This is a genomic window from Roseibacterium elongatum DSM 19469, assembly GCF_000590925.1.
Taxonomy (GTDB): Bacteria; Pseudomonadota; Alphaproteobacteria; order Rhodobacterales; family Rhodobacteraceae; genus Roseibacterium; species Roseibacterium elongatum.
Window position 1 is genome coordinate 1188118 of sequence record NZ_CP004372.1, and the last position, 24626, is coordinate 1212743.

Here is a 24626-nt window from a genome sequence, read left to right on the forward strand (position 1 = left end):
CGTGGCAGCAGCATGGCGCCGGTTTGGGGATTGCGGGGCGCGCGCCTATATGGGAACGCAACCTCCGAAACGCTCTAGGACCTGACCCATGACTTTGACGACCCGGATCGCCTGGGATGACACGGTATTGCCCTTCCAACTCGACCGTTCGGATATCCGCGGCCGGATCGCCCGGCTGGACCAGACGCTCGAGCGCATCCTGACACAGCATGATTACCCGGCCCCGGTCGAGGCGCTGGTGGCGGAACTGGCGCTGTTGACCGCGCTGATCGGTCAGACGATCGACCTGCGTTGGAAGCTGTCGCTGCAGGTGCGCGGCGACGGGCCGATCCGCCTGATCGCGACCGATTACTACGCCGCCCCCGAGGCCGGAACGCCGGCGCAGATCCGGGGCTTTGCCAGCTATGACAGCGAACGCCTGAGCGAAACGGCCGATGCATTCGGCCAGATCGGCAAGGGATACTTCGCCATTCTTCTGGACCAGGGCAAGGGCAATGCGCCGTATCAGGGGATCACGCCGATTGCGGGCGGATCGCTGTCCTCCTGCGCCGAGACCTACTTTGCCCAGTCAGAACAGCTCCCCACACGGTTTGCGCTGGGCTACGGCCGGTCGACCGAACCGGGGCGCCCCGAGGCATGGCGCGCCGGTGGCGTGATGCTGCAACATATGCCCAAGGCGTCGCCCTTTGCTACCTCGCCCGAGGGCGGAACCGCCGAGGGGGGCCTGTTGTCGGGCGCCGATCTGCTGGGCGAGGACGAAGGCGAGAACTGGAACCGCGCCAACATCCTGCTGGATACCGTCGAGGGTCTGGAACTGATCGGGCCCAGCGTCGCGCCAACCGACCTGCTCTTGCGGCTGTTTCACGAAGAAGGTCCGCGTGTCTACGATGCCCAGCCGGTTCAGTTCGGCTGCACCTGTTCGCCCGAGCGTGTGCGCGAAAGCCTGTCGATCTATTCGGCCAAGGATATCGGCCATATGACCACGGATGAGGGGATCGTGACCGCCGACTGCCAGTTCTGCGGCGCGCACTACGAATTCGACCCCAAGACGCTTGGGTTCGAGGCGGAACGCCCCCCCGAGGAAGGCGAGGATGACCCGAAGCATTGATCTCGATACGATGCTGGCGCGGCTAGGGCAGACCCCGGCGCCGCCGTCATCAGATTATGACCTGAACCGGGACGTGGTCTTGCCCGCCGAGCGTACACTGCGCCCGGCTGCCGTCTTGATCCCGGTCTTGGGGGGGCGGGTCATTCTGACCAAGCGGGCCTCGCATCTGAAGCACCACCCCGGCCAGATCGCCCTGCCCGGGGGGCGGATCGATGCGACCGACGCCGATGCCGCGGCGGCCGCGCTGCGCGAGGCGCATGAGGAAATCGGCCTCGATCCCCAAAACGTCGAGTTGCTGGCGCATTTGCCGCCACATGAAACGGTTACAAGCTATTCGGTCAGCCCCATCCTGGGCCGCGTGCGGGCCGAGTTCAGCGAACAGCCGGAGGAGGGCGAGGTGGCCGAGGTGTTTCGCGTCCCGCTGGCCTTTCTCATGAACCCGGCGCGTTACCGGATCGAACGTCGCCGGTGGCGCGGGACATGGCGGCATTATTACGTCGTTCCCTACGGCCCCTATTACATCTGGGGGGCCACGGCGCGGATCCTGAAATCTCTGGCGGATCGGGTCGCAAAATGAAGCTGACCGCCGATTGGTTGAGCGCCCCCGGAACGCAGGCCGTCCTGGATGCGATCGAGACCGGCGGGCACCGTGCGTGGTTCGTCGGCGGGTGCGTCCGCAACGGGCTGCTGGGGTTGGACGTATCGGATATCGACATCACCACCGATGCCCGTCCCGACCGCGTGGTCGAATTGGCCGAGGCGGCCGGCATCAAGGCGGTTCCAACCGGCCTCGACCATGGCACGGTAACCCTGGTGGCCGCGCATACGCCCTACGAGGTCACGACCTTGCGGCGCGACGTGTCCACCGATGGCCGCCGCGCCACCGTGGCGTTCACCGAGCGGCTGGAAGAGGACGCCCATCGCCGCGATTTCACGATGAACGCGCTTTATGCCACACGGGACGGCACGGTGATCGATCCGACAGGCGCGGGACGGGCGGATCTGCGCGCGGGGCGCTTGCGCTTTATCGGTGACGCCCATGACCGCATCGCCGAGGATTACCTGCGGATCCTGCGGTTCTTTCGATTTCATGCGTGGTATGCGGACCCGATGGGGGGGCTTGACCCTGCGGGTCTGGCTGCCTGTGCCGATATGGCCAGCGGGATCAACGGCCTGTCGAAGGAACGCATCGGCGCCGAGATGACCAAATTGCTGGCCGCTCGCGACCCTGCACCGGCGGTGGCGGCAATGGCGCAGTCGGGCGTGCTGAGCCAGACCTTGCCAGGGGCCGATGCGCGCCTTTTGCCGGTTCTAGTCGAGGTGGAGGGTGGCTTGACCCCCGATCCGATCCGGCGGCTGGCGGTGCTGGGCGGCGACGATGTGGCCGGGCACCTGCGCCTGAGCCGGGCCGACGCGGCGCGGCTGGGTTGCCTGCGCCAAGGGATGGGAGGCGTCACACCGGCCGGCGAACTGGGGTATCGCAACGGGCTGACGACAGCGCGCGATATCCTGCTGCTGCGCGCCGCGATGCTGGAAACGCCCGTCTCCGCGGCAGATATCGACGCGGCGCGGATCGGGGCCGAGGCGGTTTTCCCGGTGCGGGCGGCCGACCTGATGCCAGACCATAAAGGGCCGCAGCTGGGGCGCGAACTGGCCCGTCTCGAAGCGCTTTGGATCGCCTCGGGGTTTGCCATGTCGAAAGAGGCGCTGCTGTCCTGACGGTTTGCGCCGGGCCTTGCCCGACGCCCGGTGCCGCGCGGCAAGGGGTATCGAACCCCTTGCCGCGCGGATGCGCGTGCCGCGCATCGGCATATTTTCAGGATAAAGATGGGTTGGACGCGTCCCTTGACAGCCCGTCCCTGCCGAGGTTTTGGGCGGGTCATGGACCCTTTGTATGTCTTTGTGTTTCTGGGCCTCTTCACGCCTGGGCCCAATGTCATCCTGCTGACCGCGTCGGGGGCGCGCTTTGGTTTTCAGGCCAGCCTGCCGCATGTTGCGGGTGTGGCATTGGGCGTTGGCGTCATCGCGGCGCTGGCGGGCCTTGGCATCGGGGTGCTGGTGGTGACGGTGCCGGGTGTGGAACTGGGTTTGAAACTGGTGGCGGCCGGCTGGATCCTCTGGATGGCGGTCGACCTGTGGCGGGCGCGCGCGACCGGCCCGCCAGAGACCCGCGCGGACAAGCCCTGGACCATTTGGCGCGCGATCCTCTTTCAATGGGTCAACCCCAAGGTCTGGGCCGTGATCCTGAGCGCGGCCTCGGCCTATGGTGCCGGTCTGGGGCCGTGGGGCGAGGCGGTGCGCCTGTCCACCGCGTTTTCGGGGATCAACCTGTTCGTTTGCCTGTTCTGGAGCCTGGCCGGGTCGCTTCTGGCCATGCTTTTGACCACGCCTGCGGCGTGGCGGTTGTTCTCTCGGGTCATGGCGTTGGCATTGGCGGGGTCGGCTGTCATGGTCTTTACTTAGCCGGTGCCCTATATCATGGGTTCAGGTTCGCGAGCCCCAGTCATGTTCCGCTTTTTCGAAAACCTGGTCGACCCCTATGTCGGCTACACCGAAACCGACGCGCCGCCGCGTCGGCTTTTTGCGTTTCTTTGGGACTATTCGCAGCCGTTCAAGAAGCTTTACGCGCTGACTGCCGTGATGTCGGTCGTCGTGGCCGCGATCGAGATCGGATTGATCTGGTACATGGGCCGGATCGTCGATCTGATGGGTGGCGGCGAACCGGCGGCCGTGCTGGCCGATCACGGGGTCGAGTTGATCCTGGCGGCGCTGTTCATCCTGATCCTGCGGCCGTTGATCCAGGGTCTCGATGTCGCGCTTCTGAACAATGCGATCCTGCCGAATTTCGGCACGCTGATCCGGTGGCGCGCGCATAAACAGGTGCTGCGTCAGTCGGTTGGCTGGTTCGAGAACGATTTTGCCGGGCGCATCGCCAATCGCATCATGCAAACCCCCACCAGCGGGGGCGAGGCGGTGTTCCAGATCTTCGACGCGATCACCTTTTCACTGGCCTATCTGATTGGCGCGGCGGTTTTGCTGACCGGGGCCGATCCGCGCTTGGTCCTGCCGCTTTTGGCTTGGTTCGCGCTTTATGCGCTGTTGTTGCGCTGGACCATTGGGCGGGTCGGCCCCGCGTCCAAGGCCAGTGCCGATGCCCGTTCGGCCACCACGGGCCGCGTCGTGGACAGCTACACGAACATCCATTCGGTCAAGTTGTTTGCCCATCACGAGCGGGAAATCGACTACGCAAGGGAATCGATCGAAAACACGCGCCGGACCTTTGCGGCTGAGATGCGCATCTTCACGGTGATGGACGTCGCGCTGACCGCCTTGAACGGGCTGCTCATCGTGGCCGTTGTCGGTTGGGCGATCTGGTTGTGGTCCGCAGGATCGGCCAGTGTCGGTGTCGTGGCCGCCGCGACCGCGCTGACGCTGCGCCTGAACGCCATGACCGGCTGGATCATGTGGGCGGTCAGCAGCTTTTTCCGGTCGCTCGGCGTGGTGGCCGAGGGGATGGAGACGATCACCGACCCCATCACCCTGACGGACACGCCGGGGGCCAAACCGCTGGCTTTTGAAAAGGGCGAGATCACCTTTGACGGGGTCAGCCACCATTACGGTCGGGGGGCAGGGGGCCTTGATCGGATATCTCTGACGATCCATCCCGGCGAGAAGGTGGGCCTGATCGGTCGGTCGGGGGCCGGGAAATCGACTTTGGTCAAGCTGCTGCTGCGGTTCTACGATGTCGAAGGCGGGCGCATCCTGATCGACGGTCAGGACATCCGCGGCGTGACACAGGACAGCCTGCGCCATCAGATCGGGATGGTGCAGCAGGACAGTTCGCTGCTGCATCGCTCGGTCCGCGACAACATCCTTTACGGTCGGCCCGATGCCGCCGAGGACGAGATGCTGACCGCCGCCAAGCGGGCCGAGGCGCATGACTTCATCCTCGATCTCGAGGACCCGCAGGGGCGCAAGGGCTATGACGCCCATGTGGGCGAGCGCGGCGTCAAGCTGTCGGGTGGGCAGCGGCAGCGCGTGACGCTCGCGCGCGTGATCCTCAAGGATGCGCCGATTCTCGTATTGGACGAGGCGACCAGCGCCCTCGACAGCGAGGTCGAAGCCGCCATTCAAAAGACGCTTTATGGTGTCATGGAGGGCAAGACCGTCATCGCCATCGCGCACCGCCTGTCGACCATCGCGCAAATGGATCGCATTCTGGTGCTCGAGGACGGGCGCGTCGCCGAGGAAGGCACCCATGACGACCTTCTGGCGCGCGGCGGCCTTTACGCCGGGTTCTGGGCGCGCCAATCGGGTGGCTTTATCGGAACCGAGGAAACGGAGGCCGCCGAATGACCCGGTTCGATCCCCTGCTGAACTGGCTGGCCTCGTTGATCGAACCCTTCGCACGGGCAGAGGGGCCGCCGCCGCGGACCCTGTGGGCGTTCATTCGCTGGTGCCTTGCCGGGTCGTGGCGCATCCTGATCCTTGCGGCCTTTCTGTCGGCGCTTGCCGGCATCCTCGAGGTCGGCGCGGCCTATTTCCTGGGTGTCGTGATCGACACGACGGTCGGGGCCGACCCTGATGGCTATTTCGCCACCCATTGGCTGATGATCCTTGGATACGCGGCATTCTACCTCCTTCTGCGGCCGCTGTTTTTCGGCGCGTCGGCGGCCTTCAACGGGATCGTTCTGCCGCCCAACCTCGCCCCCTTGATCCAGAGCCGGTTGCATCGCTGGTCGCTGGGTCATGCCGTCAGTTTCTTCGACGACGATTTCGCCGGTCGCATCGCGCAGAAGCAGGCGCAGACGGCCACGGCGCTGGTCAATGTCGTGACCGAGGTCATCAACGCCGCCGCCTTTGCCATTGCCACGCTCATCGGCGCAGTGGGCATGCTGGTGCTGATCGATTGGCGAATCGCGGCCGCGTTGGTGCTGTGGCTGGGGCTTTACACGCTGATGATCCGGTGGTTCCTGCCGCGCATCCGCGAACGGTCGAAACGCCGGGCGGCCGCGCGCGCCAATGTGACCGGGCAAATCGTCGACACGATCACCAACATCAAGACGGTCAAGCTGTTCGGCCATACCAGCCAAGAGGACGAAGCCGCGCTCGAGGCGCTTGGCGGGTATCGAGAGGAGGCACTGTCGTTCGGCTATCTCTCGACCGGGTTCCGCTTTGCGTTGATGACCACGGCGGGGGTCTTGCCGGTGGTTCTGGTGCTCGGGGCCGTGCTGTTGTGGCAGCAGGGCGGCGTCAGCGCCGGCGAGATCGCCGCAACAGGCGCCATCGCCATGCGTATCGCGCAGATGACCGGCTGGGTCAGTTTCACCCTGATGGCCATCTACGCCAATGTCGGCGAGGTCGAGGACGGAATGCGCACGCTGACCCCGCCGCATGGTCTGACCGACGCGCCCGATGCCACGCCGATGCCGCCGATCGCGGGGCGCATCGCCTATGAGGGCGTCAGCTTTGCCTATGGCAGGCAGGTCGGCGGGGTCGAGGGCATCGACCTGATCATCGAGCCGGGCCAGAAACTGGGCATTGTCGGGGCGTCCGGTGCCGGCAAGTCCACACTCGTGGCGATCCTGTTGCGGCTCTATGATGTCGAGGTCGGGCGCGTGACGGTGGATGGGGTCGATATCCGACAGGTGACACAGGACAGCTTGCGCCAGCAGGTGGCGATGGTCACGCAGGAAACCGCGATGTTCAATCGCTCGGCCATGGACAATATCCGCTACGGTCGCCCCGACGCCACCGATGCCGAGGTTATCGCCGCCGCCAATCGGGCCGAGGCGCATGACTTTATCGAAACACTGGTCGACCATCGCGGGCGGCGCGGCTACGGCGCGCATCTGGGCGAGCGCGGTGTGAAACTGTCGGGCGGGCAGCGGCAGCGCATCGCGCTGGCGCGTGCCTTTCTCAAGGATGCGCCGGTGCTTGTCCTGGACGAAGCCACCAGCGCCCTGGACAGCGAGGTCGAGGCCGCGATCCAGAAAACCCTTCACGACGTGATGGAGGGAAAGACCGTGATCGCCATCGCGCACCGCCTGTCCACCTTGTCGGAAATGGACCGCATCATCGTTCTGGATCAGGGTCGCATCGTCGAGGATGGCAGCCATGATGCCTTGCTGGCGCGCGACGGGTTGTATGCACGCTACTGGTCGCGGCAATCGGGTGGCTTCATCCAGTCCGACGCGGCGGCGGCGGCCGAATAGGCTGGTGTTTCCGCGGGCTTTCCGGCAGCTTGCGGTCCGGCGAATTGCGAAGGGCAGACCATGGATTTCGACACCATTCCCGCCGCGGAATTGGGGCGCAGCCTGAAAGGGGTCGGGATAAACCTGCTGACGGGCGATGTGCGGGGGCTTGCGGCCTTTCTGGTCGAAATGTTCGAGCTTTCCGTCTATCGATTATCCGATGATTTCGCGATCATCCGCCATGACGGGACAATCCTGCAACTGCATGCCGATCCGACATATGGCGGGCACCCGTTGATCAGCCTCATGCCCGAAAACCCGCCGCGTGGGGCAGGGGCGCAATTCTACCTTTTCGGGATCGATCCCGACCGGGCCGTGTCCCGGGCCAATGCAGCGGGGCATCTGGTGCTGGAAGCTGCGGCCGACAAGCCCCACGGCTTGCGCGAGGCCACCATCCTGTCGCCCGAAGGCTATGCCTTCACGCCCGCCGTCCCGCATGACACCTGAGGTTCTGATCGAGCGCCTCGGTCATCATGGCGACGGCATCGGGGCGGGGCCGGACGGCCCCGTTTTCGTGCCCCTGACCCTGCCGGGTGACCAGGTGACGGGCGAGGTCGAGGGCGATCGGATGGTCGCGCCAAAGGTGCAATCGCCGTCGCTGCACCGTGTCCGCCCGCCTTGTGCGCATTTTCGACAGTGCGGGGGGTGCTCGCTTCAGCATGCCTCGGACGCGTTCGTGGCCGCGTGGAAGGCCGAGGTTATTGCGACCGCGCTTGACGCCCACGGGCTGAGCGCGCCGATCAGGCCCACGACGACCTCGCCGCCGCGGTCGCGCCGTCGGGCCACCCTGGCGGGGACCCGCACCAAAAAGGGCGCTCTGGTCGGCTTTCATGCGCGCCGATCCGATGTCATCGTGCCGATCACCGATTGCCACGTTCTGACGCCTGCCTTGATGGCCTGCGTCCCGGTGTTGGGTGAGATCACCCGCCTTGGCGCGTCGCGCTCGGCCACGCTGTCCTTTGCACTGACCGAAAGCGGCGCGGGCATCGACCTTGCCGTCACGGGTGGCAAACCGCTCGACGGCCCGCTGCGCGCTGCCCTGCCGCAATATGCTCGTCATTTCACCCGGCTGACCTGGGGCGACGAGCCTGTTTTCCTCGATGCGGCGCCACGGCAGCATTTCGGACCGGCCGCCGTCATACCACCCCCCGGCGCCTTTTTGCAGGCCACGCAGGCGGGCGAGGCCGCGTTGCTGACCGCCGTGCAAGAGGCCACCCAAGGGGCCGCCGCCGTGGCCGATCTCTTCGCCGGGTGCGGCACCTTTGCATTGCCCCTGGCGCAAACCGCGCCGGTCCACGCTGTCGAAGGCGACGCCGCGCTTCTGAATGCGCTCGGGGCGGGGGCGCGCCATGCGCAGGGCCTGCGCCCCATCACGACCGAAGCCCGTGACCTCTTTCGCCGCCCGCTTCTGGCCGAAGAGGTGCAGCGGTTCGATGCGGTTGTCATCGATCCGCCGCGCGCCGGGGCCGAGGCACAGATGCGCGAACTGGCTATGGCACAGGTGCCGCGCATTGCAATGGTTTCCTGCAATCCGGTTACCTTCGCGCGCGACGCGGCCATTCTGACCGCGGCCGGATATGTGATCGAATGGGTGCAGCCCGTGGACCAATTCCGCTGGAGCGCGCATGTCGAACTTGCGGCGGCGCTGCGCCTTGCCCATATCCCCGCGTAACCGCGCGAGGGCAAAGATGAGCGATACAACCACCACAACCGGTTTCCGGCAGCGACTGGCCGATTGGCTGGAGCGTCCACAGGTGCGCTACGCGATCATCGGCGTGATCGTCTTCAACGCGGTCATTCTGGGGCTGGAAACCTCGGATAGCGCCATGGCCTCGGCCGGGGGGCTTATCGTCGCGCTCGACCGGGTTTGCCTGAGCATTTTTGTGATCGAACTGGCGGCCAAGCTGTTGGCCTATGGATCGCGCTTTTTCCGCTCGGGGTGGAACATATTCGATTTCGTCATCGTGGGGATCGCCCTTGTGCCGGCGGCGCAGGGCCTGTCCGTTCTGCGCGCGTTGCGCATCCTGCGGGTCTTGCGCGTGATCTCGGTCGCGCCGCGCCTGCGCCGGGTGGTCGAGGGGTTCGTGACCGCATTGCCCGGCATGGGGTCGGTCTTTCTGTTGATGGGCATCATCTTCTACATCGGCGCGGTCATGGCGACGAAACTGTTCGGCGCGACCTTCCCCGACTGGTTCGGCACCTTGGGCGACTCGCTCTATACCCTGTTTCAGATCATGACGCTGGAATCCTGGTCCATGGGCATCGTGCGCCCGGTGCTCGAGGTCTATCCCTATGCGTGGCTGTTCTTTGTGCCCTTCATCATGGTCACGACCTTTGCGGTGGTGAACCTGCTCGTCGGCCTGATCGTCAACTCGATGCAGGACGCGCACGCCGAGGAGAGCAACGCCGCAACCGATGCCTATCGCGACGAGGTGCTGGAGCGTCTGCGCAAGATCGAAGAGCGGTTGGACCGGTAGGGCGGGATTAATCCCGCCGCTGCCGGCGCGCCGGGCTGTGGCTCAGGCGCGCTTTTCCATCCGGGCGACGCCCAGCGCATCCAGCACTTTGGCCTCGATATCCTCGGCGTTCAACTTTGCAACCGCATACATGTCCCGCGGACTGGCCTGGTCGATGAAGATATCGGGCAACACCATCGAGCGGTATTTCAGCCCTGTATCGAACACGCCACGTTCGGCCAGCAGATGCGCCACATGGCTGCCAAAGCCACCCACAGCGCCTTCCTCGACCGTGATCAGCGCCTCGTGATGGCGCGCCAGTTGCAGGATCATCTCTTCATCCAGCGGCTTGGCAAAGCGCGCGTCGGCGATGGTCGGGGTGATGCCGCGCGCCGACAGGGCCTCGGCGGCGTCCTGCACCTCTTTCAGGCGGGCACCGAAATTCAGCAGGGCCACGCGGTTGCCCTCGGCGATCATGCGGCCCTTGCCGATTTCCAGCGCGATGCCGCGTTCGGGCATCTCGACCCCGACCCCTTCGCCGCGCGGATAGCGGAAGGCCGAGGGGCGGTCGTCGATCTCCAGTGCCGTGCGCACCATATGCACCAGCTCCGCCTCGTCGGAGGCGGCCATGACCACCATGCCCGGCAGGTTGGCAAGAAACGCGGTGTCATAGCTGCCCGCATGGGTGGCGCCGTCGGCACCGACCAGCCCGGCGCGGTCGATGGCAAAGCGGACCGGCAGGCGCTGGATCGCCACGTCGTGAACGATCTGGTCATAACCGCGTTGCAGGAAGGTCGAGTAGATCGCGCAGAACGGTTTCAGCCCGCCGGCCGCCATGCCGGCGGCAAATGTCACGGCGTGCTGTTCGGCAATGCCGACGTCAAAGGTGCGCGCGGGAAAACGCTTGCCGAACAGGTCCAGCCCCGTGCCATCGGGCATCGCGGCGGTGACCGCGGTGATGTGGGGGTCGTTTTCGGCCTCATGGATCAGGGCGTTGGCAAAGACCTTGGTGTAGCTTGGCGCGTTCGAGGGGGCCTTTTTCTGTTCGCCCGTGGCGATGTCGAATTTCGCCGTGGCATGGCCGCGATCTGGGCGATGCTCGGCATAGCCCTTGCCCTTTTTCGTGATCGCATGGATCAGGATCGGCCCGTCGGCCCGCGCCTTGACGGTGCGCAGAATGGCCAGAAGCTGCTCCATGTCATGGCCGTCGATGGGGCCGATATAGGAAAAACCAAGTTCCTCGAAGAGTGTCCCGCCGACGGTCGCGGCCTTGAGCAATTCCTTGGCGCGACGCGCCCCTTCCTGGAACGGTTCGGGCAAAAGCGATACCGCACCCTTGGCCGCCGCCTTCAGTTCCTGAAACGGGGCCCCGGCATAGAGGCGTGACAGGTAGGATGACATCGCCCCGGTGGGCGGCGCGATGGACATTTCATTGTCATTGAGGATGACGATCAGGCGTTTGCCCAGATGGCCCGCGTTGTTCATCGCCTCGTAGGCCATGCCGCCCGATAGCGCGCCATCGCCGATAACGGCGATCGCGTCGCCATGCCCCGTGTCGCAATCGCCCCCCAACTCGCGCGCCATGGCAAAGCCAAGCGCCGCCGAGATCGAGGTCGAGCTATGCGCCGCGCCGAACGGGTCATAGGGTGACTCGGACCGTTTCGTGAAACCCGACAGCCCGTCTTTCTGACGGATCGTCTGCATCTGATCGCGGCGGCCCGTCAGAATCTTGTGCGGATAGCATTGGTGCGACACGTCCCAGATCAGCTTGTCGCGGGGCGTGTCGAACACGGCGTGAATGGCCACCGTCATCTCGACGACACCCAGCCCGGCCCCGAAATGGCCGCCGGTCTGGCTGACCGACCAGATCACCTCGGCGCGCAATTCATGCGCAAGGTGGTCGAGGTCGAGGTCGCTCAGGCCCTTCAAATCGGCGGGGCTCGTGATGCGATCAAGGATCGGGGTTTTGGGTCGCTCGCTCATCGCTGGCCTCCCGGGCCGAGAACTGTCAGATCAACGTTACATATCGCGAGCGATAATGTAGCGCGCCAGCGCCTGCAAGTTCTGCGCCTTTTCGCCATAGGGCGCGAGTGCCGCAGAGGCTTCCTCTACAAGATCGGCGGCGCGGGCCTTGGCCCCGTCCAGCCCGAGGAGCGAGACAAAGGTCGCCTTGCCCGCCTCCGCGTCCTTGCGAAGGGCCTTGCCAGCCTTGTCCGCGTCGCCCTCGATATCCAGGATGTCATCGGCGATCTGAAAGGCCAGACCGATGGCCCTCGCATAGATCAACAGCGCCTCGGGATCCTCGCGGCCAAGGATCGCTCCGGCCATGGCGGGCCACTCGATCAGGCGCCCGGTCTTGTTGCCCTGCAACTCGGTGATCTGGTCCAGCGTCAGGGGCGCGCCCGCTGTTTCGGCGGCGATGTCCTGGGCCTGGCCCAGAACCATCCCGGCGGCCCCGCTGGAGTGCGCCAATGTGGCGACCAGATCGATCCGCTGCGCCGCATCACCCGCATCGGGGCGGGCCAGCAAGTCGAAGGCGAAGGTCTGCAGCGCATCGCCCACCAGAACGGCCGTCGCCTCATCCCATTTCCGGTGGACGGTCGGTTGGCCCCGGCGAAGGTCGTCGTCGTCCATGCAGGGCAGGTCGTCATGCACAAGGCTGTAGGCATGGACGCATTCAACGGCCCCGGCGGCGAACAGCGACTGCATCGGCGGGACGTCGAACAGGCCGGCGGTTTCCAGCACGAGGAACCCGCGCAGTCGCTTTCCCCCATATGTGGCATAGCGCATCCCCGCGGCCACGCGGTCGTCGCCCAGTCGCGCCAGTTGGTGATCGAGGAAACCACCAATGGCGTCCTGTGCCTCGGCAAGTGCGGTCTTGAACATAGGTCGTCAAAGTCCCTCGGCTGGCGTCGTCCCTGTGGGCTGCCCGCCCGCGTCGAGGGTGATCTGTTCGACCTGTTCTTCGGCTTGCTTCAGCTTGGCCTCGCAATGCGCCTTCAGCTTGGCGCCGCGTTTGTACAGTTCGATGGATTCTTCCAACGCGACATCACCCCGGTCAAGGGCGGTCACCACCTGTTCGAATTCGCGGATCGCCTCTTCGAAGCTCATGGTCTCGATCGGCTTTTCGTCGCTCATCCGGTACGCTCCATCAGTTCCGTTACATGACCCGCGACCGCTGTCGCGAGCGCAGACAGATCATAGCCGCCTTCAAGTGTCGAGACCACGCGACCGCCGCACAGCTCGTCGGCAAGGTCCAGAAGGGCGCGGGTGATCCAGTTGAAATCCTCGGTCTCCCAAAACAGATTGGCCAAGGGATCGTCGCGGTGGGCATCGAACCCGGCCGAGACAAGGATCAACTCGGGCTGGAAGGCGCGCAGTGCCGGGAAGGCGCGGTTTTCATAGGCGGCGCGCATCTCGGGCCCGCCGGAATTGGGCGGCAGCGGCAGGTTCAGGATGTTGCCGCTGGCTCCACGTTCGCCGGCGCTGCCCGTCCCCGGAAACAGCGGCATCTGGTGGGACGAGATGAACAGCGTGCGCGTCTCGTCCCACAGGATGTCCTGCGTGCCATTGCCGTGATGCACGTCGAAATCCACCACCGCGACGCGGGACAGGCCGTGGCGATCCAGCGCATGGCGGGCTGCAATGGCGGCGTTGCCGAAGAAACAAAAGCCCATGGCCCGCGTCTTTTCAGCATGGTGGCCGGGCGGGCGCGTCGCCACGAAGGCATTGGTCGCGCGCCCCGACAGCACGGCATCGACCGCCATCAGACAGCCACCCACACCCTTGAGCGCGGCATCCCAAGTGCCGGGTGAAGCATGCGTATCGGGGTCGAGCGATGAAAGACCCGCTTCCGGCATGGCCGCGCGAACGGCGGCGATATGCTCGGGCGGATGCCCCAGCAGCAGATCATCCTCGGTGCAGGGCGGGGCGTCGGCCCGGATCAGCGCGTCAAAGGCCGGATCCGACAGCGCGGCAAGAACGGCTTCCAGCCGGGCGATCTGTTCGGGGTGGCCGGCTGGCATCTGGTGGGACAGCCCGGCCATGTTCGTGACAAGCAATGTGGTCATGGGTGCCTCAGTCCGGGGCCAGCATATAGCCCGCGCCCCGCACGGTCTGCAGGTAGCGCGGCTGTTTGGGGTTTGTCTCGATCTTGCGGCGCAGGCGCGTGATCTGCACGTCCACGGCGCGTTCCTGTACCTGGTCGGCGGGGCCGCCCTTGTCCTTGTTCAGCAGGGTGACCAGATCGGCACGGCTGAACGGGGCGTTCGGTTGCCCGGCAAAGATCCGCATCAGCATGGCCTCGGTCGCGGTCAGGCGCACGGTGTCGGCCCCATGCCACATCTCGCCCCGCTCGATGTCGTATCGGATCGGACCCAGCGACAGCACCTGTGGCACCTCGGCCTCGTCGGGCTGTGTCGGGACGCGCCGCAGGATCGCATTGATCCTGAGCAGCAGTTCCTTGGGTTCGAACGGCTTGGGCAGATAGTCGTCGGCCCCAGCCTCGAGGCCGCTGATCCGGTCGCTGGCTTCGCCCTTGGCGGTCAACAGCAGGATCGGCGTCGCCATCGACTTTCGCAGGTCGCGGGTCAGGCTGATCCCGTCCTCGCCGGGCATCATGACATCCAGAACGATCAGGTCGAAATCCAGCCCCGCCAGCAGGCGCCTTGCATGACCCGCGTCCCGCGCCACCGTCGTCATGAACCCGTTTCGGATGAGAAATTTCTGCAGCAGGCTGCGAATGCGCTCGTCGTCATCGACGATCAACAGGTGCGCACCGACTTGGGTCATTGGCCGCTCTCCGTACCATCGCGATAGTGCCGCCGCATGTCCGGGTCCATCATCTGTTCGAGCACGGCGCGAAAGCCGGCCACGGCCTCGGGGCCGGCCTCGCGAAAGGCTGCGCGCATGCGGGCGCGCTGCGCCTCGGAAAGATTGCGTTCCAGCGTCTGGCCCGTCTCGGTCAGGTACAGGTGGCGTTCCCGCTTGTCGCGCGTGCCCACGCGGCTTTCGACCAGCCCATCCTCGACAAGGGTTCTGAGCACCCGGTTCAAGGACTGCTTGGTGACCCCCAGAATGGACAGCAGGTTGTTGACCGTGGTGCCGGGCGTTCGGTTGATGAAGTGGATGGCGCGGTGATGTGCGCGCCCATACCCGTATTCCTGCAGGATGCGATCGGGATCGGCGGTAAACCCGCGATAGGCAAAAAACATGGCCTCGATTCCGCGGCGCAGTTGCTCGTCCGTCAGGAACAGCAGGCTCTCGCCCCGGCTGCTCATGGCGGTGCCCAAATTCCGTTCGGCCATCGGCCCGTCCCTTCCTTGCCGCTTCGGTTCGGCTATTGATCGCAGTTTAAGTCAGCGTTGTTGACTTTCCAAGAATCAATTGTTAGCGAAGCTAGAATTTGGCGCAACTTTATGCCCGTTTCGGACATAAATCGCGCAACTTTCGAAAAGAAACCGCCGGAAGGCCGGCCCATTGGCACAAGGAAGGGACCGATGGCAGGAGCTTATGACGATCGTGACGGCGTCATCTGGATGGATGGCAAACTGGTGGATTGGCGCGAGGCGAACGTGCACATCCTGACCCATGCGATGCATTACGCGTCCAGCGTCTTTGAGGGCGAGCGCGCTTATAACGGCAAGATTTTCGAATCCCGCCGCCACTCGGAGCGTCTGCTGGCCTCGGGGCGGATGCTGGATGTCGAGATCCCCTGGACCGTGGACGAGATCGAAGCCGCCAAATACGAGGTGATGAAAGCCAATGGCCTGAGCGATGCCTATGTGCGCGCGGTGGCCTGGCGCGGCTCGGGCGAGGATATGGGTGTCAGTTCGGCCAAGAACCCGGTGCGTCTGGCCGTGGCGGCATGGGGATGGGGCAACTATTATGGCGACGCCAAGTTCAAGGGCGCCAAGCTGGACATTTCCAAGTGGAAACGCCCCAGCCCCGAAACCATCCCGGTGCATGCCAAGGCGGCGGGCCTTTACATGATCTGCACGATGTCCAAGCACACCGCCGAGGCCAAGGGGTGCTCGGACTCGCTGTTCATGGATTACCGTGGCTATGTGGCCGAGGCGACCGGTGCGAACATCTTCTTCGTCAAGGATGGTGAAGTGCATACCCCCACGCCCGACTGCTTCCTGAACGGGATCACGCGGCAGACGGTGATCGGGATGCTGCAGGACCGGCAGATCAAGGTCCACGAGCGCCACATCATGCCCGAGGAACTGGAAAGCTTCGAGCAATGCTGGCTCACAGGCACCGCGGCCGAGGTGACGCCGGTGGGGCAGATCGGCGACTACAATTTCGAGGTGGGTGCCATGGCGCGCGACATCTCGAACGCCTATGAGGCGCTCGTGCGCGCCTGAACCCGCCAAAGGCAAGAGGCCCCGGTGACCCTGCCGGGGCCTTTTTTCCTTGAGTGACTTGATTTGTGACAGGTCCGGTCCCACCATCGACGAATGGTCATGCATTTCCAGCCCACCGGATCACAACCGCGCGCCGAACAGGTGGCCTTTGACCGGCGCGAGCTTGGGGCGATCCTGGGATTGTATGGCCGGTTCGTCGCCGCAGGCGAATGGCGCGATTACGGGATCTCGCATTTGCGCGACGTGGCGGTCTTTGCCGTATTCCGGCGCACGGCCGAACACCCGATCTACCGGATCGAGAAACGGCCCAAGCTGCGGGACAAGCAGGGCCAGTATGCGGTGATCGGCATGGATGGTCAGATCCTGAAACGCGGCCACGACCTGAAAACGGTTCTGCGCGTGCTGGACCGCAAGCTGATCCGCGCCATCGAGTGATCTAGCCCAGCGTCAGGCGTTCGCGCGCCGTGATCGGTCCGCCGCCGTCTGCTGCGATCCGCGCCGCCGCATCCTTGAGCGGTTCATAGGCGACGGCCATGTGATGCGCGTTGGCGTGCAACAGCATCTTGGGGCCGGCCATAAAGCCGACATGCCCCTCCCAGAAGATCAGGTCACCCCGTTCCAGCGTTTCGTCAGGCCCGATCTCGTCGCCCAACTGCTCCTGCTGCTGGTCGCTGTCGCGTGGACAGGGCAGGCCGCAGGCGATCAGAGCCATCTGGATCAGCCCAGAGCAATCCAGCCCCCAGCGGCTGGAGCCGCCCCAAAGATACGGCGTGCCAAGGAACAGGTCCGCCACGCCCACCGGGTCCGCGAACCTGGCTTGGATCGGCATAAGGTGCTGGCGCGGAATGAAATGCCCGGTATGGATGCGCATGTGCTGCGGGCGTTCGGCTGTGACACGCACAAGGCTGCCGAAAAACAGGGCGACGTCGGGCGGCGCCTTGAGCTCGGGCTTGGGGTAGAGGTGCGTGGCCGGCGCAACGACCCAATGCGTGGCCTCCTCGGCCCCGGTCAATGCCCCGGACAGGACCCAGCCAACCTGGCCGTCCCGCTCGGCCTGCCCGAACGAGAACCCGTCGCGGGTGTCAAGCACCAGGAAGCGTTCGCCGAACATCAACTGGCTGGCGCGCGGGCCGCGCGGTTCGACCGCGATGTTCACGATGGGCTGCTGCACCATCATCCAGCGGCCGTCCGTATAGCGTTCAGCCTCGACCTCGCCCTTGAGCGAACTGTGGGCCACATCGCCGTTGGTCGGGGTCGTCCGCGGGTCGGTCATGGCTGCAGGACCTCGGGCAGGGCCTCGAACAGCGCGCGGATGCCCTGGCCCACGCCGCCCTTGGGGCGCGCCGGGGCAGCGGACGGTTGCCAGGCGTAGATGTCGAAATGCGCATAGCGCGGTGCCGGGGCGGCAAAGCGGCGCAGGAACAGCGCGGCGGTGATCGCACCCGCCATACCGCCCTTGGGCGCATTGTCCAGATCGGCGATCCCCGGTTCGATCATCGCCTCATAGGGGGTGTGAAACGGAAGGCGCCACACCGGATCGGCCACCTCGACCGCGCAGCGCGACAGGGCCGCGGCCAGGCCCTCGTCATCGGTGAAGAACGGCGCGATATCCGGGCCAACGGCGACGCGCGCGGCCCCGGTCAGCGTCGCCATCGAGATCAACAGGTCGGGGTTGTCCTCGGCCGCGAGGCACAGCGCATCGGCCAGCACCAGCCGCCCCTCGGCATCGGTGTTGTTGATCTCGACCGTCATGCCATTGCGCGCGGTCGAGATGTCGCCGGGCCGAAACGCATTGCCCGACACGGCGTTTTCCACCGCCGGGATCAGGACACGCAGGCGCAGCTTCAGCCCCTCGGACATGATCATGCGCGCCAGGCCCAGGACGTTCGCGGCCCCGCCCATGTCCTTTTTCATCAGCGCCATCGACGCGCCGGGCTTGAGGTTCAGCCCGCCGGTGTCGAAACACACGCCCTTGCCGACCAGGGTCAGCGACGGCCCGCCATCGCCCCAGGTCATGTCCAGCAGGCGCGGCGCCTCGTCCGAGGCGCGCCCGACCGTGTGGATCAGCGGCAGGTTCGCATCCAGCAGGCTGTCGCCATGGGTGGCGTGGACCTCGGCACCGAATTCCGCGGCAAGATCGCGCAGCGCGGCTTCGAGCGCGTCGGGCCCCATATCCTCGGCCGGGGTGTTTACCAGATCGCGGGTCATCGCCTCGGCGGTGGCGATGCGTTCCAGACGCGCGGCATCCAACCCCTCGGGCGCGGCAAGGCGCGCGCTGGCCGGGGATTGCGCGCGATAGCGGTCAAAGCGGTACAGAGACAGCAGGTAGCCCAGTGCGATTTCCTCGGCATCGGCCGCGTCTGGCAGGGTCTCGATCCGGTAGTCGCCCTCGGGCAGTCTGGCGATGGCCGCCCCGATCGCGAAGCGTTGTCGCGCGCGATCTTCTGCGCCCCCAAGGCCGATCAGCACGGTCTCAGGTCCGCCCGCTGGGCCTGGCAGAACACAGACCTCACCCAATCCGCCGCTGAAACGGTGGAATTTCGCCCATGCTGCCGCGTTGTCGGGCAGGTTGGTCATGGCGTCGTCACACGCCTCGGGTGCGATCAAGAGTATCGGGATCGCACCATCAACCGGCGCGGAAAATGCAAGCGGCATCAAGGCCCCCATCGGTAAGTCGCGCATAACCTACCCTTTGCAGGCCCCGCCGCAAGGGCAGATCAGCCGGAGAGGTCCTCGAGGTCCCAGACCGCGTGGATCGACCGGTCGCCGACCCGTTCCAGTCGGGCCAGCGTGGCGGCCAGCGTGACGGCATTGCCGGTGTCCATGGCATCGAGCGCATTGCGCGCCACCCGCGCCAATGTCGCCATGCCGATAAATTCGGCGTCCTGCATCAGCGTCGTTGTTGCCGCGCGCAGCCGATCCGGCGCGCCGCAGCTATCGGCCAGCTCGCGCAAGGCCAGCGAGATACGTTCCAGGGCCTTGGCAACCTCGGCCTCGGCCCGGTGTTCCCCGATGCGCAGGCACAGATCCTCCAGCTTGTCTGGATTGAACCGCGCGGGCTCTTCCGGCCGCAGTTCTCGAACGAACGGCTTCATTCCTCACTCCACTCCACCTACGGCCCCCACCGTGTCGCCGGTCTTGCCACGGTCTCGCTGAAGAAACGATTGAACACGAGACGAAAAGCGCATGCAATTTGCCCTGAATGCGGGGTAACAGGGACCCAGAACATGAGGGACAAAGCATGCACCGTGTCAAATCGCTGCCGCAATACTTGCTGGACCGGTATCAAGAGTGGAAGGAACACACCTTTCCCGAAAGCCAGGAGTGGTTCCGCCAGCTTGCCGAGAAAGGGCAGCGCCCCCGTGCGATGGTGATTGCCTGTTGTGACAGTCGGGTCGCGATCACGTCGATCTTCGGGCAGCGGACGGGCGAATTGTTCGTGCACCGCAACATCGCCAATCTGGTGCCCCCCTACACGCCCGACGGCCAGCACCACGGCACCGGGGCCGCTGTGCAATACGCGGTCGAAACCCTCAAGGTGCAGCACATTCTGGTCATGGGGCATTCCCATTGCGGCGGGGTGCGTGGCTGTATCGACATGTGTTCCGGCAAGAACGACGCCCTGCTGGAGAAAGACAGCCTCGTGGGCCGCTGGCTGGACGTTCTGCGCCCCGGTTTCGACCGGGTGAAGGATATCGAGGATGCCAGTATTCGCGAGGTCGCCCTCGAGAAAGAAGGTATCCAGATCAGCCTCGAAAACCTGCTGGGATATCCCTTCGTCAAACGGGCGGTCGATGACGGTCGGCTGACACTGCACGGCATATGGGCCGACATTTCCGATATGGGGCTTGAAACCTTTGACGGGGCCGTCCGCCGGTTCAGCCACAACTGATCCTTCGTTCCCTTGGCGTGCGGGCCGCCGCACGCCGAGGCACAAACCAGAAGAAAGGGAGTAAAGAGTCATGGGCGACATGCTTGCACTCGCCGTTGGTAACCTTCTCTCGCCGATCATCCTGTTTTTCGTGCTGGGGTTTGCCGCGGCCTTTGCGCGGTCGGATCTGTCCATCCCCGAGGCCGTGGCAAAGGGGCTGTCGCTGTATCTGTTGTTTGCCATTGGCTTCAAGGGCGGGGCCAGCGTGGCCGATCACGGGATCGACGCGACATTGCTCTTTTCCCTTGGCGCGGGGGTGATCCTGTCCTTCGCGATGCCGCTGATCGCATTCGCCTTGTTGCGCGCGATGTCGGGGCTGAGCGTCATGGATGCCGCGGCGGTCGCCGGGCACTATGGCTCGATCTCGATCGTGACCTTCGTGGCGGCCTCCTCGGTGCTGCAAAGCGCAGGATTGCAGGCCGAGGGCTACATGGTCGCCGTCGCCGCCGTGATGGAGGCACCCGCCATCCTGTCGGCGCTATGGATCATCGCACGGTTCGGAAATTCCTCGGCACAGATGGAAAGCGGCCTGATCCGTGAAATCCTGTTGAACGGGTCGATCGTGCTGCTGGTCGGGTCGTTCCTGATCGGCTGGATCACCGGGCAGGATGGCCTGGACATGATCGCGCCCTTCATCGTGGCGCCGTTCCAGGGTGTCCTGTGCCTGTTCCTGCTGGACATGGGGCTGGTCGCGGGCCGCGGCCTGCGCGAGGCACGGTCCGTCTTGCGGCCCGGCGTGTTCCTGTTCGGGATCCTCATGCCACCCATCGGCGCAAGTTTGGGTCTGGGCTTTGGCCTGTTGCTCGGCCTCAGCCCGGGCGGTGTCGTCCTGCTGATGACGCTGGCGGCCTCGGCCTCCTATATCGCGGTGCCTGCGGCGATGCGCGTGGCCCTGCCCGAGGCAAACCCCTCGATCTACCTCACGCTGTCACTTGGCGTGACCTTCCCCTTCAACCTGACGCTCGGCATTCCGCTCTATCTGGCGGTTGTCCGCGCCCTGACCGGAGCTTGACCACAATGCAGACCCATCAAGCAAAACGCGTGGAAATCACCATCGAGGCGGTCATGGAAAACCGCCTTGCAAAGGCCCTGCTCGAGGCCGGGGTCACCGGGTTCACGGTGCTGCCCGTGCTGAGCGGCTCGGGCCGGTCGGGCCATTGGAGCCGCGAGGGCCAGGTGACGCGGGCCGGCGGCATGGTCTCGGTGATCTGCATCATCCGCCCCGAGCGCCTCGACGCGTTGCTCGACGCCGCGTTTTCGGTGGTCGATCGGCATATCGGCGTTGTCAGCATCGTCGATTGCGAGGTGCTGCGCGCCGAACGCTTCTAAGGATCCGGTTGTCGCCGCACCTTGTGTCACGGTGCGGCGACGGCCGATGGCTCAGGGCTGCCAGGTCAGCATCATGCCCTCGGGCCAGTTCAGGTCGACGGTCATGCCGATCAGCGCGCGCTGACCTGGTGCGACCTGCAACTCCCAGGCATGGACCCCGCGCATATCGTCGACATCGCGCGCATCCGGCGCCGGGTCGAGGGTCAGGTCCATCGCCAGGTCCTCTTGCTCGGTGAAGGGCGTGGCATAGAGCAGGCGGACGGTTTCGGCTTGGTCCGATGTATTCTCGACGCCGAATTCCAACTCGCGAACCTGCGTGTCGGATGACACGAACAGCCCGCGGTCGCCTTCGGCCAGCGATCGGTCGATCCAGACAAGCTGCAGGTGATCGAGCGGACCAAAGCCGATTTCCATCTCGGCCCCGATCGCGATCATCGGCAACCAGTCCTCGCCGATCAAGGCGCCGTCGCGGTAGAACCGCGTTTGACCCGGCAGGATCGGCGCGCCGCTGTCATTCTCGCCAAGCGCGATCAGGAAAGCCGTTTCGTCGTGTCGTGGCACGGCGCGGTTTTCGGTATCCATCTGCAGGCTCAGCGTATCGAAGGGCAGCACCACCTCGCCCGAGGGGCCCACCGTCACCGGGTCTCCATAGGTGTAGCTGATCGACAAACCCTCGACCTGCATCTGGGCGCGCGGGCGCATGTCTTCGGCCATGACCCCGGCAATCACGGGCGCCGGTGCCGGCATCGCGGCACCGGCGATGCGGCCGCTGTCACGCGACTCGACGATGACGGGCTCAACGATCCGCACCGGGTCGGGCGACAGGCCCGAGGGTGCGCGCGCACGGTCCGGCGTGGCGGTGGAGAAGGTCACCGCAACATCGCGCCAGCGGGCCTGACCATAGGTGGTCAGGGTGACGAAACGCTCGATCTCGACGATCCCGCTCTCGCTATCGAGGTCGATCTCATAGCTTGGCGCCCATTGCGCCTCGGGGGTGAGGTAGTGCAGCGTCAGATCGGCCTCGGTCTCGGCCTCGGCGGTTATGGCGACCTCGACCATGTCGACCAGGGTTCCAAACGGACGCAGACGCTGGAAGGCATCCGTGGCGATCCGCAGGTCGTCCTGCGCCTCGGTCACGGCTTCGGCCAGATCGCGGCGGGCGATCTGCGCCGCCTGCAACTCGGCCGCGACCCGCGCCGACTCGGCCCCCAGGGTCGACAGAACCTGCGCCACCATGGCCGGGTCCTCGGGTATCGCGGCGCCATCGGTCGGCCGGGTCAGGGCCGTCAGATATGCGGCCTGCGCCTCGATGGCGCGGATCTCGCCATCGGCAGCGGCCAGACGATCCTGCTCGCTCAGCAGGGCATCGCGGGCGGCGTCGACGGCGGCGCGGGCCTCGGCCTCGGCGGCACTGTCAAGGGCGCCTTCGGCGATGGGCATGGCCTGTGCCGGTTGAGGCAGGCCAAGGACCACACCGTCAGGACCTGAAATCTGGACCAGATCGGCCGAGGCCTGATCGGGCATCGCGATCAGCAGACGATGCTGCCCGGCGGGGATGGTGACGGTAGCGGTCCGTTCCACGGCGGCGCCCGAGGCGAAAACCGTTGCGCCCGTGATATCCGCACGCAGAAGGATATCGTCAGCCAGGGCAGCACAAGGAACACCGACAACAAGCGCGGTGGTCAGCAAAAAACGGGTCATGGGGGGTGTCCTCATCTCTTCGATGAGGGGAGCATCGGCCCTGCAGCGCGATCTGCCAAGATGGGGATGCCCCGCCGGGACGAAAGGGCGGGGCCTTGCCGACGGCAGAAAAAGGGCCGCATGCGACGCACGCGGCCTTGCGAACACACGGTCAAAGGGATCACCCCTTTTGCAGCACCCGGTTGCCGAGCGTTTCGGCGATCTGAACCGCGTTCAGCGCGGCCCCCTTGCGCAGGTTGTCGGAGACACACCACAGGTTGATGCCGTTTTCGATGGTCGAATCCTGCCGAATGCGGCTGATGAAGGTGGCGTAATCGCCGACGCATTCGACCGGCGTGACATAGCCGCCATCTTCGCGTTTATCGACAACCAAGATACCCGGCGCCTCGCGCAGGATGTCGCGCGCCTCGTCTTCGTCGAGGAAATCCTCGAACTCGATATTGATCGCCTCGGAATGGCCGACAAAGACCGGCACGCGCACGCAGGTGGCGGTGACCTTGATCTTTGGGTCGACGATCTTTTTCGTCTCGGCGACCATTTTCCATTCTTCCTTGGTCGACCCGTCTTCCATGAACTTGTCGATATGCGGAATGACGTTGAAGGCGATCTGTTTGGGGTAGACGTCCGGCTCTTTCTCCTGACCCGGCACATACATGCCTTTGGTCTGGTCCCACAGCTCGTCCATGGCGTCCTTGCCGCTGCCCGAGACCGATTGGTAGGTCGACACGACAACGCGTTTGATCCGCGCGCGGTCATGCAGCGGTTTCAACGCCACGACCATCTGCGCGGTCGAGCAGTTGGGGTTCGCGATGATGTTCTTCTTCGCGTAGCCGTCGACCGCCTCGGGGTTCACCTCGGGCACCACCAGCGGCACGTCGGGGTCATAGCGATAAAGCGACGAGTTATCGATCACCACGCACCCGGCCTTGGCCGCCTTGGGCGCGTATTTCTCGGTCGCCTCGGACCCGATGGCGAACAACGCGATGTCCCAGCCCGTGAAATCGAACGTATCGAGGTCCTGGGTAGTGAGGGTCTTGTCGCCAAAGCTGCATTCGGTGCCGAGCGAGCGGCGCGAAGCCAGCGCGGCGATCTCGTCAACGGGGAACTGGCGCTCGGCCAGGATGTTCAGCATTTCGCGGCCCACATTGCCCGTGGCGCCCGCGACGACGACTTTGTAACCCATGGTCCTTGTACCTTTCGGGTGGTGGATGGGCGGCACATAGAGGAAGCGCCGCGCAAGGAAAAGGGGTGCCATGCTTGACAGGGGCGCTGCGAACGATCATGTGACCTGCATGTCGCTGCACTGCCGCGTGAGCAGTCGGTCGCCGGGCCACGCCCCGATCTGACAGCGACAGACACATTCTCACAGGTCCCCATCACGCAGGGTTCTGACGATCGCGCCGATGAGCGGCCCGGTCGCACCCTCGCCCCGCCGCACGCTCTGCGTGCGGTCAATGACCATGGCGCCGCCGTTGGCCG

General features: G+C 65.2%; 25 protein-coding genes. 14 read left to right on the forward strand and 11 right to left on the reverse strand.

All coding sequences use genetic code 11. The features are described from left to right. Positions 1-88 precede the first annotated feature (88 nt). From hslO to ROSELON_RS05640, 9 genes are all read left to right on the forward strand, one after another. A complete protein-coding gene (gene hslO / locus ROSELON_RS05600; RefSeq protein ID WP_025311446.1) occupies positions 89-1108 on the forward strand; it encodes an Hsp33 family molecular chaperone HslO in 1020 nt (339 codons plus the stop codon). Then, positions 1092-1685 carry a CoA pyrophosphatase gene (locus ROSELON_RS05605; protein ID WP_084613688.1) on the forward strand — a complete coding sequence of 198 codons (594 nt, stop codon included), beginning with the start codon at positions 1092-1094 and terminating at the stop codon, positions 1683-1685. Before hslO ends, ROSELON_RS05605 begins: the two co-directional genes overlap by 17 nt. Further along, on the forward strand, positions 1682-2827 hold the full coding sequence (locus ROSELON_RS05610; protein WP_025311448.1) for a CCA tRNA nucleotidyltransferase: 1146 nt from the start codon (positions 1682-1684) through the stop codon (positions 2825-2827). Before ROSELON_RS05605 ends, ROSELON_RS05610 begins: the two co-directional genes overlap by 4 nt. A gap of 162 nt (positions 2828-2989) precedes the next feature. Then, positions 2990-3571 (forward strand): LysE family translocator, encoded by a 582-nt coding sequence (locus tag ROSELON_RS05615; protein WP_025311449.1) that lies wholly within the window; start codon positions 2990-2992, stop codon positions 3569-3571. 42 nt (positions 3572-3613) lie between these two features. Continuing rightward, a complete protein-coding gene (locus tag ROSELON_RS05620) occupies positions 3614-5464 on the forward strand; it encodes an ABC transporter ATP-binding protein (RefSeq protein ID WP_025311450.1) in 1851 nt (616 codons plus the stop codon). After that, positions 5461-7323, forward strand: a complete 1863-nt coding sequence (locus tag ROSELON_RS05625; RefSeq protein WP_156945863.1) for an ABC transporter ATP-binding protein — start codon at positions 5461-5463, stop codon at positions 7321-7323. The genes ROSELON_RS05620 and ROSELON_RS05625 overlap by 4 nt, the downstream gene beginning before the upstream one ends. A 60-nt stretch (positions 7324-7383) precedes the next feature. Next, entirely contained in the window at positions 7384-7809 is a 426-nt protein-coding gene (locus ROSELON_RS05630) for a VOC family protein (RefSeq protein ID WP_025311452.1), read from the forward strand. Continuing rightward, positions 7799-9034 (forward strand): class I SAM-dependent RNA methyltransferase, encoded by a 1236-nt coding sequence (locus ROSELON_RS05635; RefSeq protein ID WP_025311453.1) that lies wholly within the window; start codon positions 7799-7801, stop codon positions 9032-9034. Before ROSELON_RS05630 ends, ROSELON_RS05635 begins: the two co-directional genes overlap by 11 nt. A 16-nt stretch (positions 9035-9050) precedes the next feature. Continuing rightward, positions 9051-9839: an ion transporter gene (locus tag ROSELON_RS05640; RefSeq protein WP_025311454.1), complete on the forward strand. Its 789-nt coding sequence runs from the start codon at positions 9051-9053 to the stop codon at positions 9837-9839. A 42-nt stretch (positions 9840-9881) separates the two neighbouring features. Here ROSELON_RS05640 and dxs read toward each other — a convergent pair whose 3' ends face one another. Genes dxs through ROSELON_RS05670 form a run of 6 tightly spaced genes read right to left on the reverse strand, consistent with a single transcriptional unit; the run spans position 9882 to position 15124 of the window. Continuing rightward, entirely contained in the window at positions 9882-11801 is a 1920-nt protein-coding gene (gene dxs / locus ROSELON_RS05645) for a 1-deoxy-D-xylulose-5-phosphate synthase (RefSeq protein ID WP_025311455.1), read from the reverse strand. 36 nt (positions 11802-11837) lie between these two features. Then, complete coding sequence (locus ROSELON_RS05650) at positions 11838-12704, reverse strand: polyprenyl synthetase family protein (protein ID WP_025311456.1); 867 nt, start codon at positions 12702-12704, stop codon at positions 11838-11840. Positions 12705-12710: 6 nt separating this feature from the next. Further along, a complete protein-coding gene (locus ROSELON_RS18125; protein WP_025311457.1) occupies positions 12711-12956 on the reverse strand; it encodes an exodeoxyribonuclease VII small subunit in 246 nt (81 codons plus the stop codon). Then, positions 12953-13888, reverse strand: coding sequence for a histone deacetylase family protein (locus ROSELON_RS05660; protein ID WP_025311458.1), 936 nt, complete (start codon positions 13886-13888; stop codon positions 12953-12955). Before ROSELON_RS05660 ends, ROSELON_RS18125 begins: the two co-directional genes overlap by 4 nt. 7 nt (positions 13889-13895) lie before the next feature. Continuing rightward, positions 13896-14609, reverse strand: coding sequence for a response regulator (locus tag ROSELON_RS05665; RefSeq protein WP_025311459.1), 714 nt, complete (start codon positions 14607-14609; stop codon positions 13896-13898). After that, positions 14606-15124 carry a MarR family winged helix-turn-helix transcriptional regulator gene (locus ROSELON_RS05670; protein ID WP_025311460.1) on the reverse strand — a complete coding sequence of 173 codons (519 nt, stop codon included), beginning with the start codon at positions 15122-15124 and terminating at the stop codon, positions 14606-14608. The genes ROSELON_RS05665 and ROSELON_RS05670 overlap by 4 nt, the downstream gene beginning before the upstream one ends. 192 nt (positions 15125-15316) lie before the next feature. Here ROSELON_RS05670 and ROSELON_RS05675 point away from each other — a divergent pair, with 192 nt between their 5' ends. Next, positions 15317-16186, forward strand: coding sequence for a branched-chain amino acid aminotransferase (locus tag ROSELON_RS05675; RefSeq protein ID WP_025311461.1), 870 nt, complete (start codon positions 15317-15319; stop codon positions 16184-16186). Positions 16187-16285: 99 nt separating this feature from the next. Further along, complete coding sequence (locus tag ROSELON_RS05680) at positions 16286-16621, forward strand: DUF2794 domain-containing protein (protein ID WP_038651024.1); 336 nt, start codon at positions 16286-16288, stop codon at positions 16619-16621. A gap of 1 nt (position 16622) precedes the next feature. Here ROSELON_RS05680 and ROSELON_RS05685 read toward each other — a convergent pair whose 3' ends face one another. The 3 genes from ROSELON_RS05685 to ROSELON_RS05695 all read right to left on the reverse strand — a co-directional run bounded on the left by ROSELON_RS05685 (position 16623) and on the right by ROSELON_RS05695 (position 19281). Beyond that, on the reverse strand, positions 16623-17459 hold the full coding sequence (locus tag ROSELON_RS05685; RefSeq protein WP_025311463.1) for a C40 family peptidase: 837 nt from the start codon (positions 17457-17459) through the stop codon (positions 16623-16625). Beyond that, positions 17456-18841, reverse strand: coding sequence for a leucyl aminopeptidase family protein (locus tag ROSELON_RS05690; protein WP_025311464.1), 1386 nt, complete (start codon positions 18839-18841; stop codon positions 17456-17458). The genes ROSELON_RS05685 and ROSELON_RS05690 overlap by 4 nt, the downstream gene beginning before the upstream one ends. A gap of 62 nt (positions 18842-18903) precedes the next feature. Next, a complete protein-coding gene (locus ROSELON_RS05695) occupies positions 18904-19281 on the reverse strand; it encodes a hypothetical protein (protein ID WP_025311465.1) in 378 nt (125 codons plus the stop codon). A 146-nt stretch (positions 19282-19427) separates the two neighbouring features. On the opposite strand from ROSELON_RS05695, the gene ROSELON_RS05700 reads away from it, so the two are divergent. From ROSELON_RS05700 to ROSELON_RS05710, 3 genes are all read left to right on the forward strand, one after another. Further along, positions 19428-20078: a carbonic anhydrase gene (locus tag ROSELON_RS05700; RefSeq protein ID WP_025311466.1), complete on the forward strand. Its 651-nt coding sequence runs from the start codon at positions 19428-19430 to the stop codon at positions 20076-20078. Between the two features lie 70 nt (positions 20079-20148). Continuing rightward, positions 20149-21129, forward strand: a complete 981-nt coding sequence (locus ROSELON_RS05705) for a sodium-dependent bicarbonate transport family permease (protein ID WP_025311467.1) — start codon at positions 20149-20151, stop codon at positions 21127-21129. A gap of 5 nt (positions 21130-21134) precedes the next feature. Beyond that, the gene (locus ROSELON_RS05710) at positions 21135-21446 is read left to right on the forward strand and encodes a P-II family nitrogen regulator (protein ID WP_025311468.1); all 312 of its coding nucleotides are present in this window, start codon (positions 21135-21137) and stop codon (positions 21444-21446) included. Positions 21447-21497: 51 nt separating this feature from the next. Here the strand turns inward: ROSELON_RS05710 and ROSELON_RS05715 are convergent, their stop codons facing one another. Both ROSELON_RS05715 and ROSELON_RS05720 read right to left on the reverse strand, forming a co-directional pair. Next, positions 21498-23147, reverse strand: a complete 1650-nt coding sequence (locus ROSELON_RS05715) for a DUF4139 domain-containing protein (protein WP_025311469.1) — start codon at positions 23145-23147, stop codon at positions 21498-21500. A gap of 160 nt (positions 23148-23307) precedes the next feature. Continuing rightward, positions 23308-24330: an aspartate-semialdehyde dehydrogenase gene (locus tag ROSELON_RS05720; protein WP_025311470.1), complete on the reverse strand. Its 1023-nt coding sequence runs from the start codon at positions 24328-24330 to the stop codon at positions 23308-23310. Positions 24331-24626 lie beyond the last annotated feature (296 nt).

Excerpts from the sequence above, each read along its gene's own strand:
- ROSELON_RS05685 (WP_025311463.1), bottom strand. The coding sequence starts at position 17,459 with ATGACCGACCCGCGGACGACCCCGACCAACGGCGATGTGGCCCACAGT.
- ROSELON_RS18125 (WP_025311457.1), bottom strand. The coding sequence starts at position 12,956 with ATGAGCGACGAAAAGCCGATCGAGACCATGAGCTTCGAAGAGGCGATC.
- ROSELON_RS05630 (WP_025311452.1), top strand. The coding sequence starts at position 7,384 with ATGGATTTCGACACCATTCCCGCCGCGGAATTGGGGCGCAGCCTGAAA.
- ROSELON_RS05615 (WP_025311449.1), top strand. The coding sequence starts at position 2,990 with ATGGACCCTTTGTATGTCTTTGTGTTTCTGGGCCTCTTCACGCCTGGG.
- ROSELON_RS05640 (WP_025311454.1), top strand. The coding sequence starts at position 9,051 with ATGAGCGATACAACCACCACAACCGGTTTCCGGCAGCGACTGGCCGAT.
- ROSELON_RS05680 (WP_038651024.1), top strand. The coding sequence starts at position 16,286 with ATGCATTTCCAGCCCACCGGATCACAACCGCGCGCCGAACAGGTGGCC.
- ROSELON_RS05620 (WP_025311450.1), top strand. The coding sequence starts at position 3,614 with ATGTTCCGCTTTTTCGAAAACCTGGTCGACCCCTATGTCGGCTACACC.
- ROSELON_RS05715 (WP_025311469.1), bottom strand. The coding sequence starts at position 23,147 with ATGACCCGTTTTTTGCTGACCACCGCGCTTGTTGTCGGTGTTCCTTGT.
- ROSELON_RS05705 (WP_025311467.1), top strand. The coding sequence starts at position 20,149 with ATGGGCGACATGCTTGCACTCGCCGTTGGTAACCTTCTCTCGCCGATC.
- ROSELON_RS05690 (WP_025311464.1), bottom strand. The coding sequence starts at position 18,841 with ATGCCGCTTGCATTTTCCGCGCCGGTTGATGGTGCGATCCCGATACTC.
- ROSELON_RS05675 (WP_025311461.1), top strand. The coding sequence starts at position 15,317 with ATGGCAGGAGCTTATGACGATCGTGACGGCGTCATCTGGATGGATGGC.
- ROSELON_RS05670 (WP_025311460.1), bottom strand. The coding sequence starts at position 15,124 with ATGGCCGAACGGAATTTGGGCACCGCCATGAGCAGCCGGGGCGAGAGC.
- ROSELON_RS05660 (WP_025311458.1), bottom strand. The coding sequence starts at position 13,888 with ATGACCACATTGCTTGTCACGAACATGGCCGGGCTGTCCCACCAGATG.
- ROSELON_RS05605 (WP_084613688.1), top strand. The coding sequence starts at position 1,092 with ATGACCCGAAGCATTGATCTCGATACGATGCTGGCGCGGCTAGGGCAG.
- ROSELON_RS05720 (WP_025311470.1), bottom strand. The coding sequence starts at position 24,330 with ATGGGTTACAAAGTCGTCGTCGCGGGCGCCACGGGCAATGTGGGCCGC.
- ROSELON_RS05625 (WP_156945863.1), top strand. The coding sequence starts at position 5,461 with ATGACCCGGTTCGATCCCCTGCTGAACTGGCTGGCCTCGTTGATCGAA.
- ROSELON_RS05695 (WP_025311465.1), bottom strand. The coding sequence starts at position 19,281 with ATGAAGCCGTTCGTTCGAGAACTGCGGCCGGAAGAGCCCGCGCGGTTC.
- ROSELON_RS05665 (WP_025311459.1), bottom strand. The coding sequence starts at position 14,609 with ATGACCCAAGTCGGTGCGCACCTGTTGATCGTCGATGACGACGAGCGC.
- hslO (WP_025311446.1), top strand. The coding sequence starts at position 89 with ATGACTTTGACGACCCGGATCGCCTGGGATGACACGGTATTGCCCTTC.
- dxs (WP_025311455.1), bottom strand. The coding sequence starts at position 11,801 with ATGAGCGAGCGACCCAAAACCCCGATCCTTGATCGCATCACGAGCCCC.
- ROSELON_RS05710 (WP_025311468.1), top strand. The coding sequence starts at position 21,135 with ATGCAGACCCATCAAGCAAAACGCGTGGAAATCACCATCGAGGCGGTC.
- ROSELON_RS05700 (WP_025311466.1), top strand. The coding sequence starts at position 19,428 with ATGCACCGTGTCAAATCGCTGCCGCAATACTTGCTGGACCGGTATCAA.
- ROSELON_RS05635 (WP_025311453.1), top strand. The coding sequence starts at position 7,799 with ATGACACCTGAGGTTCTGATCGAGCGCCTCGGTCATCATGGCGACGGC.
- ROSELON_RS05650 (WP_025311456.1), bottom strand. The coding sequence starts at position 12,704 with ATGTTCAAGACCGCACTTGCCGAGGCACAGGACGCCATTGGTGGTTTC.
- ROSELON_RS05610 (WP_025311448.1), top strand. The coding sequence starts at position 1,682 with ATGAAGCTGACCGCCGATTGGTTGAGCGCCCCCGGAACGCAGGCCGTC.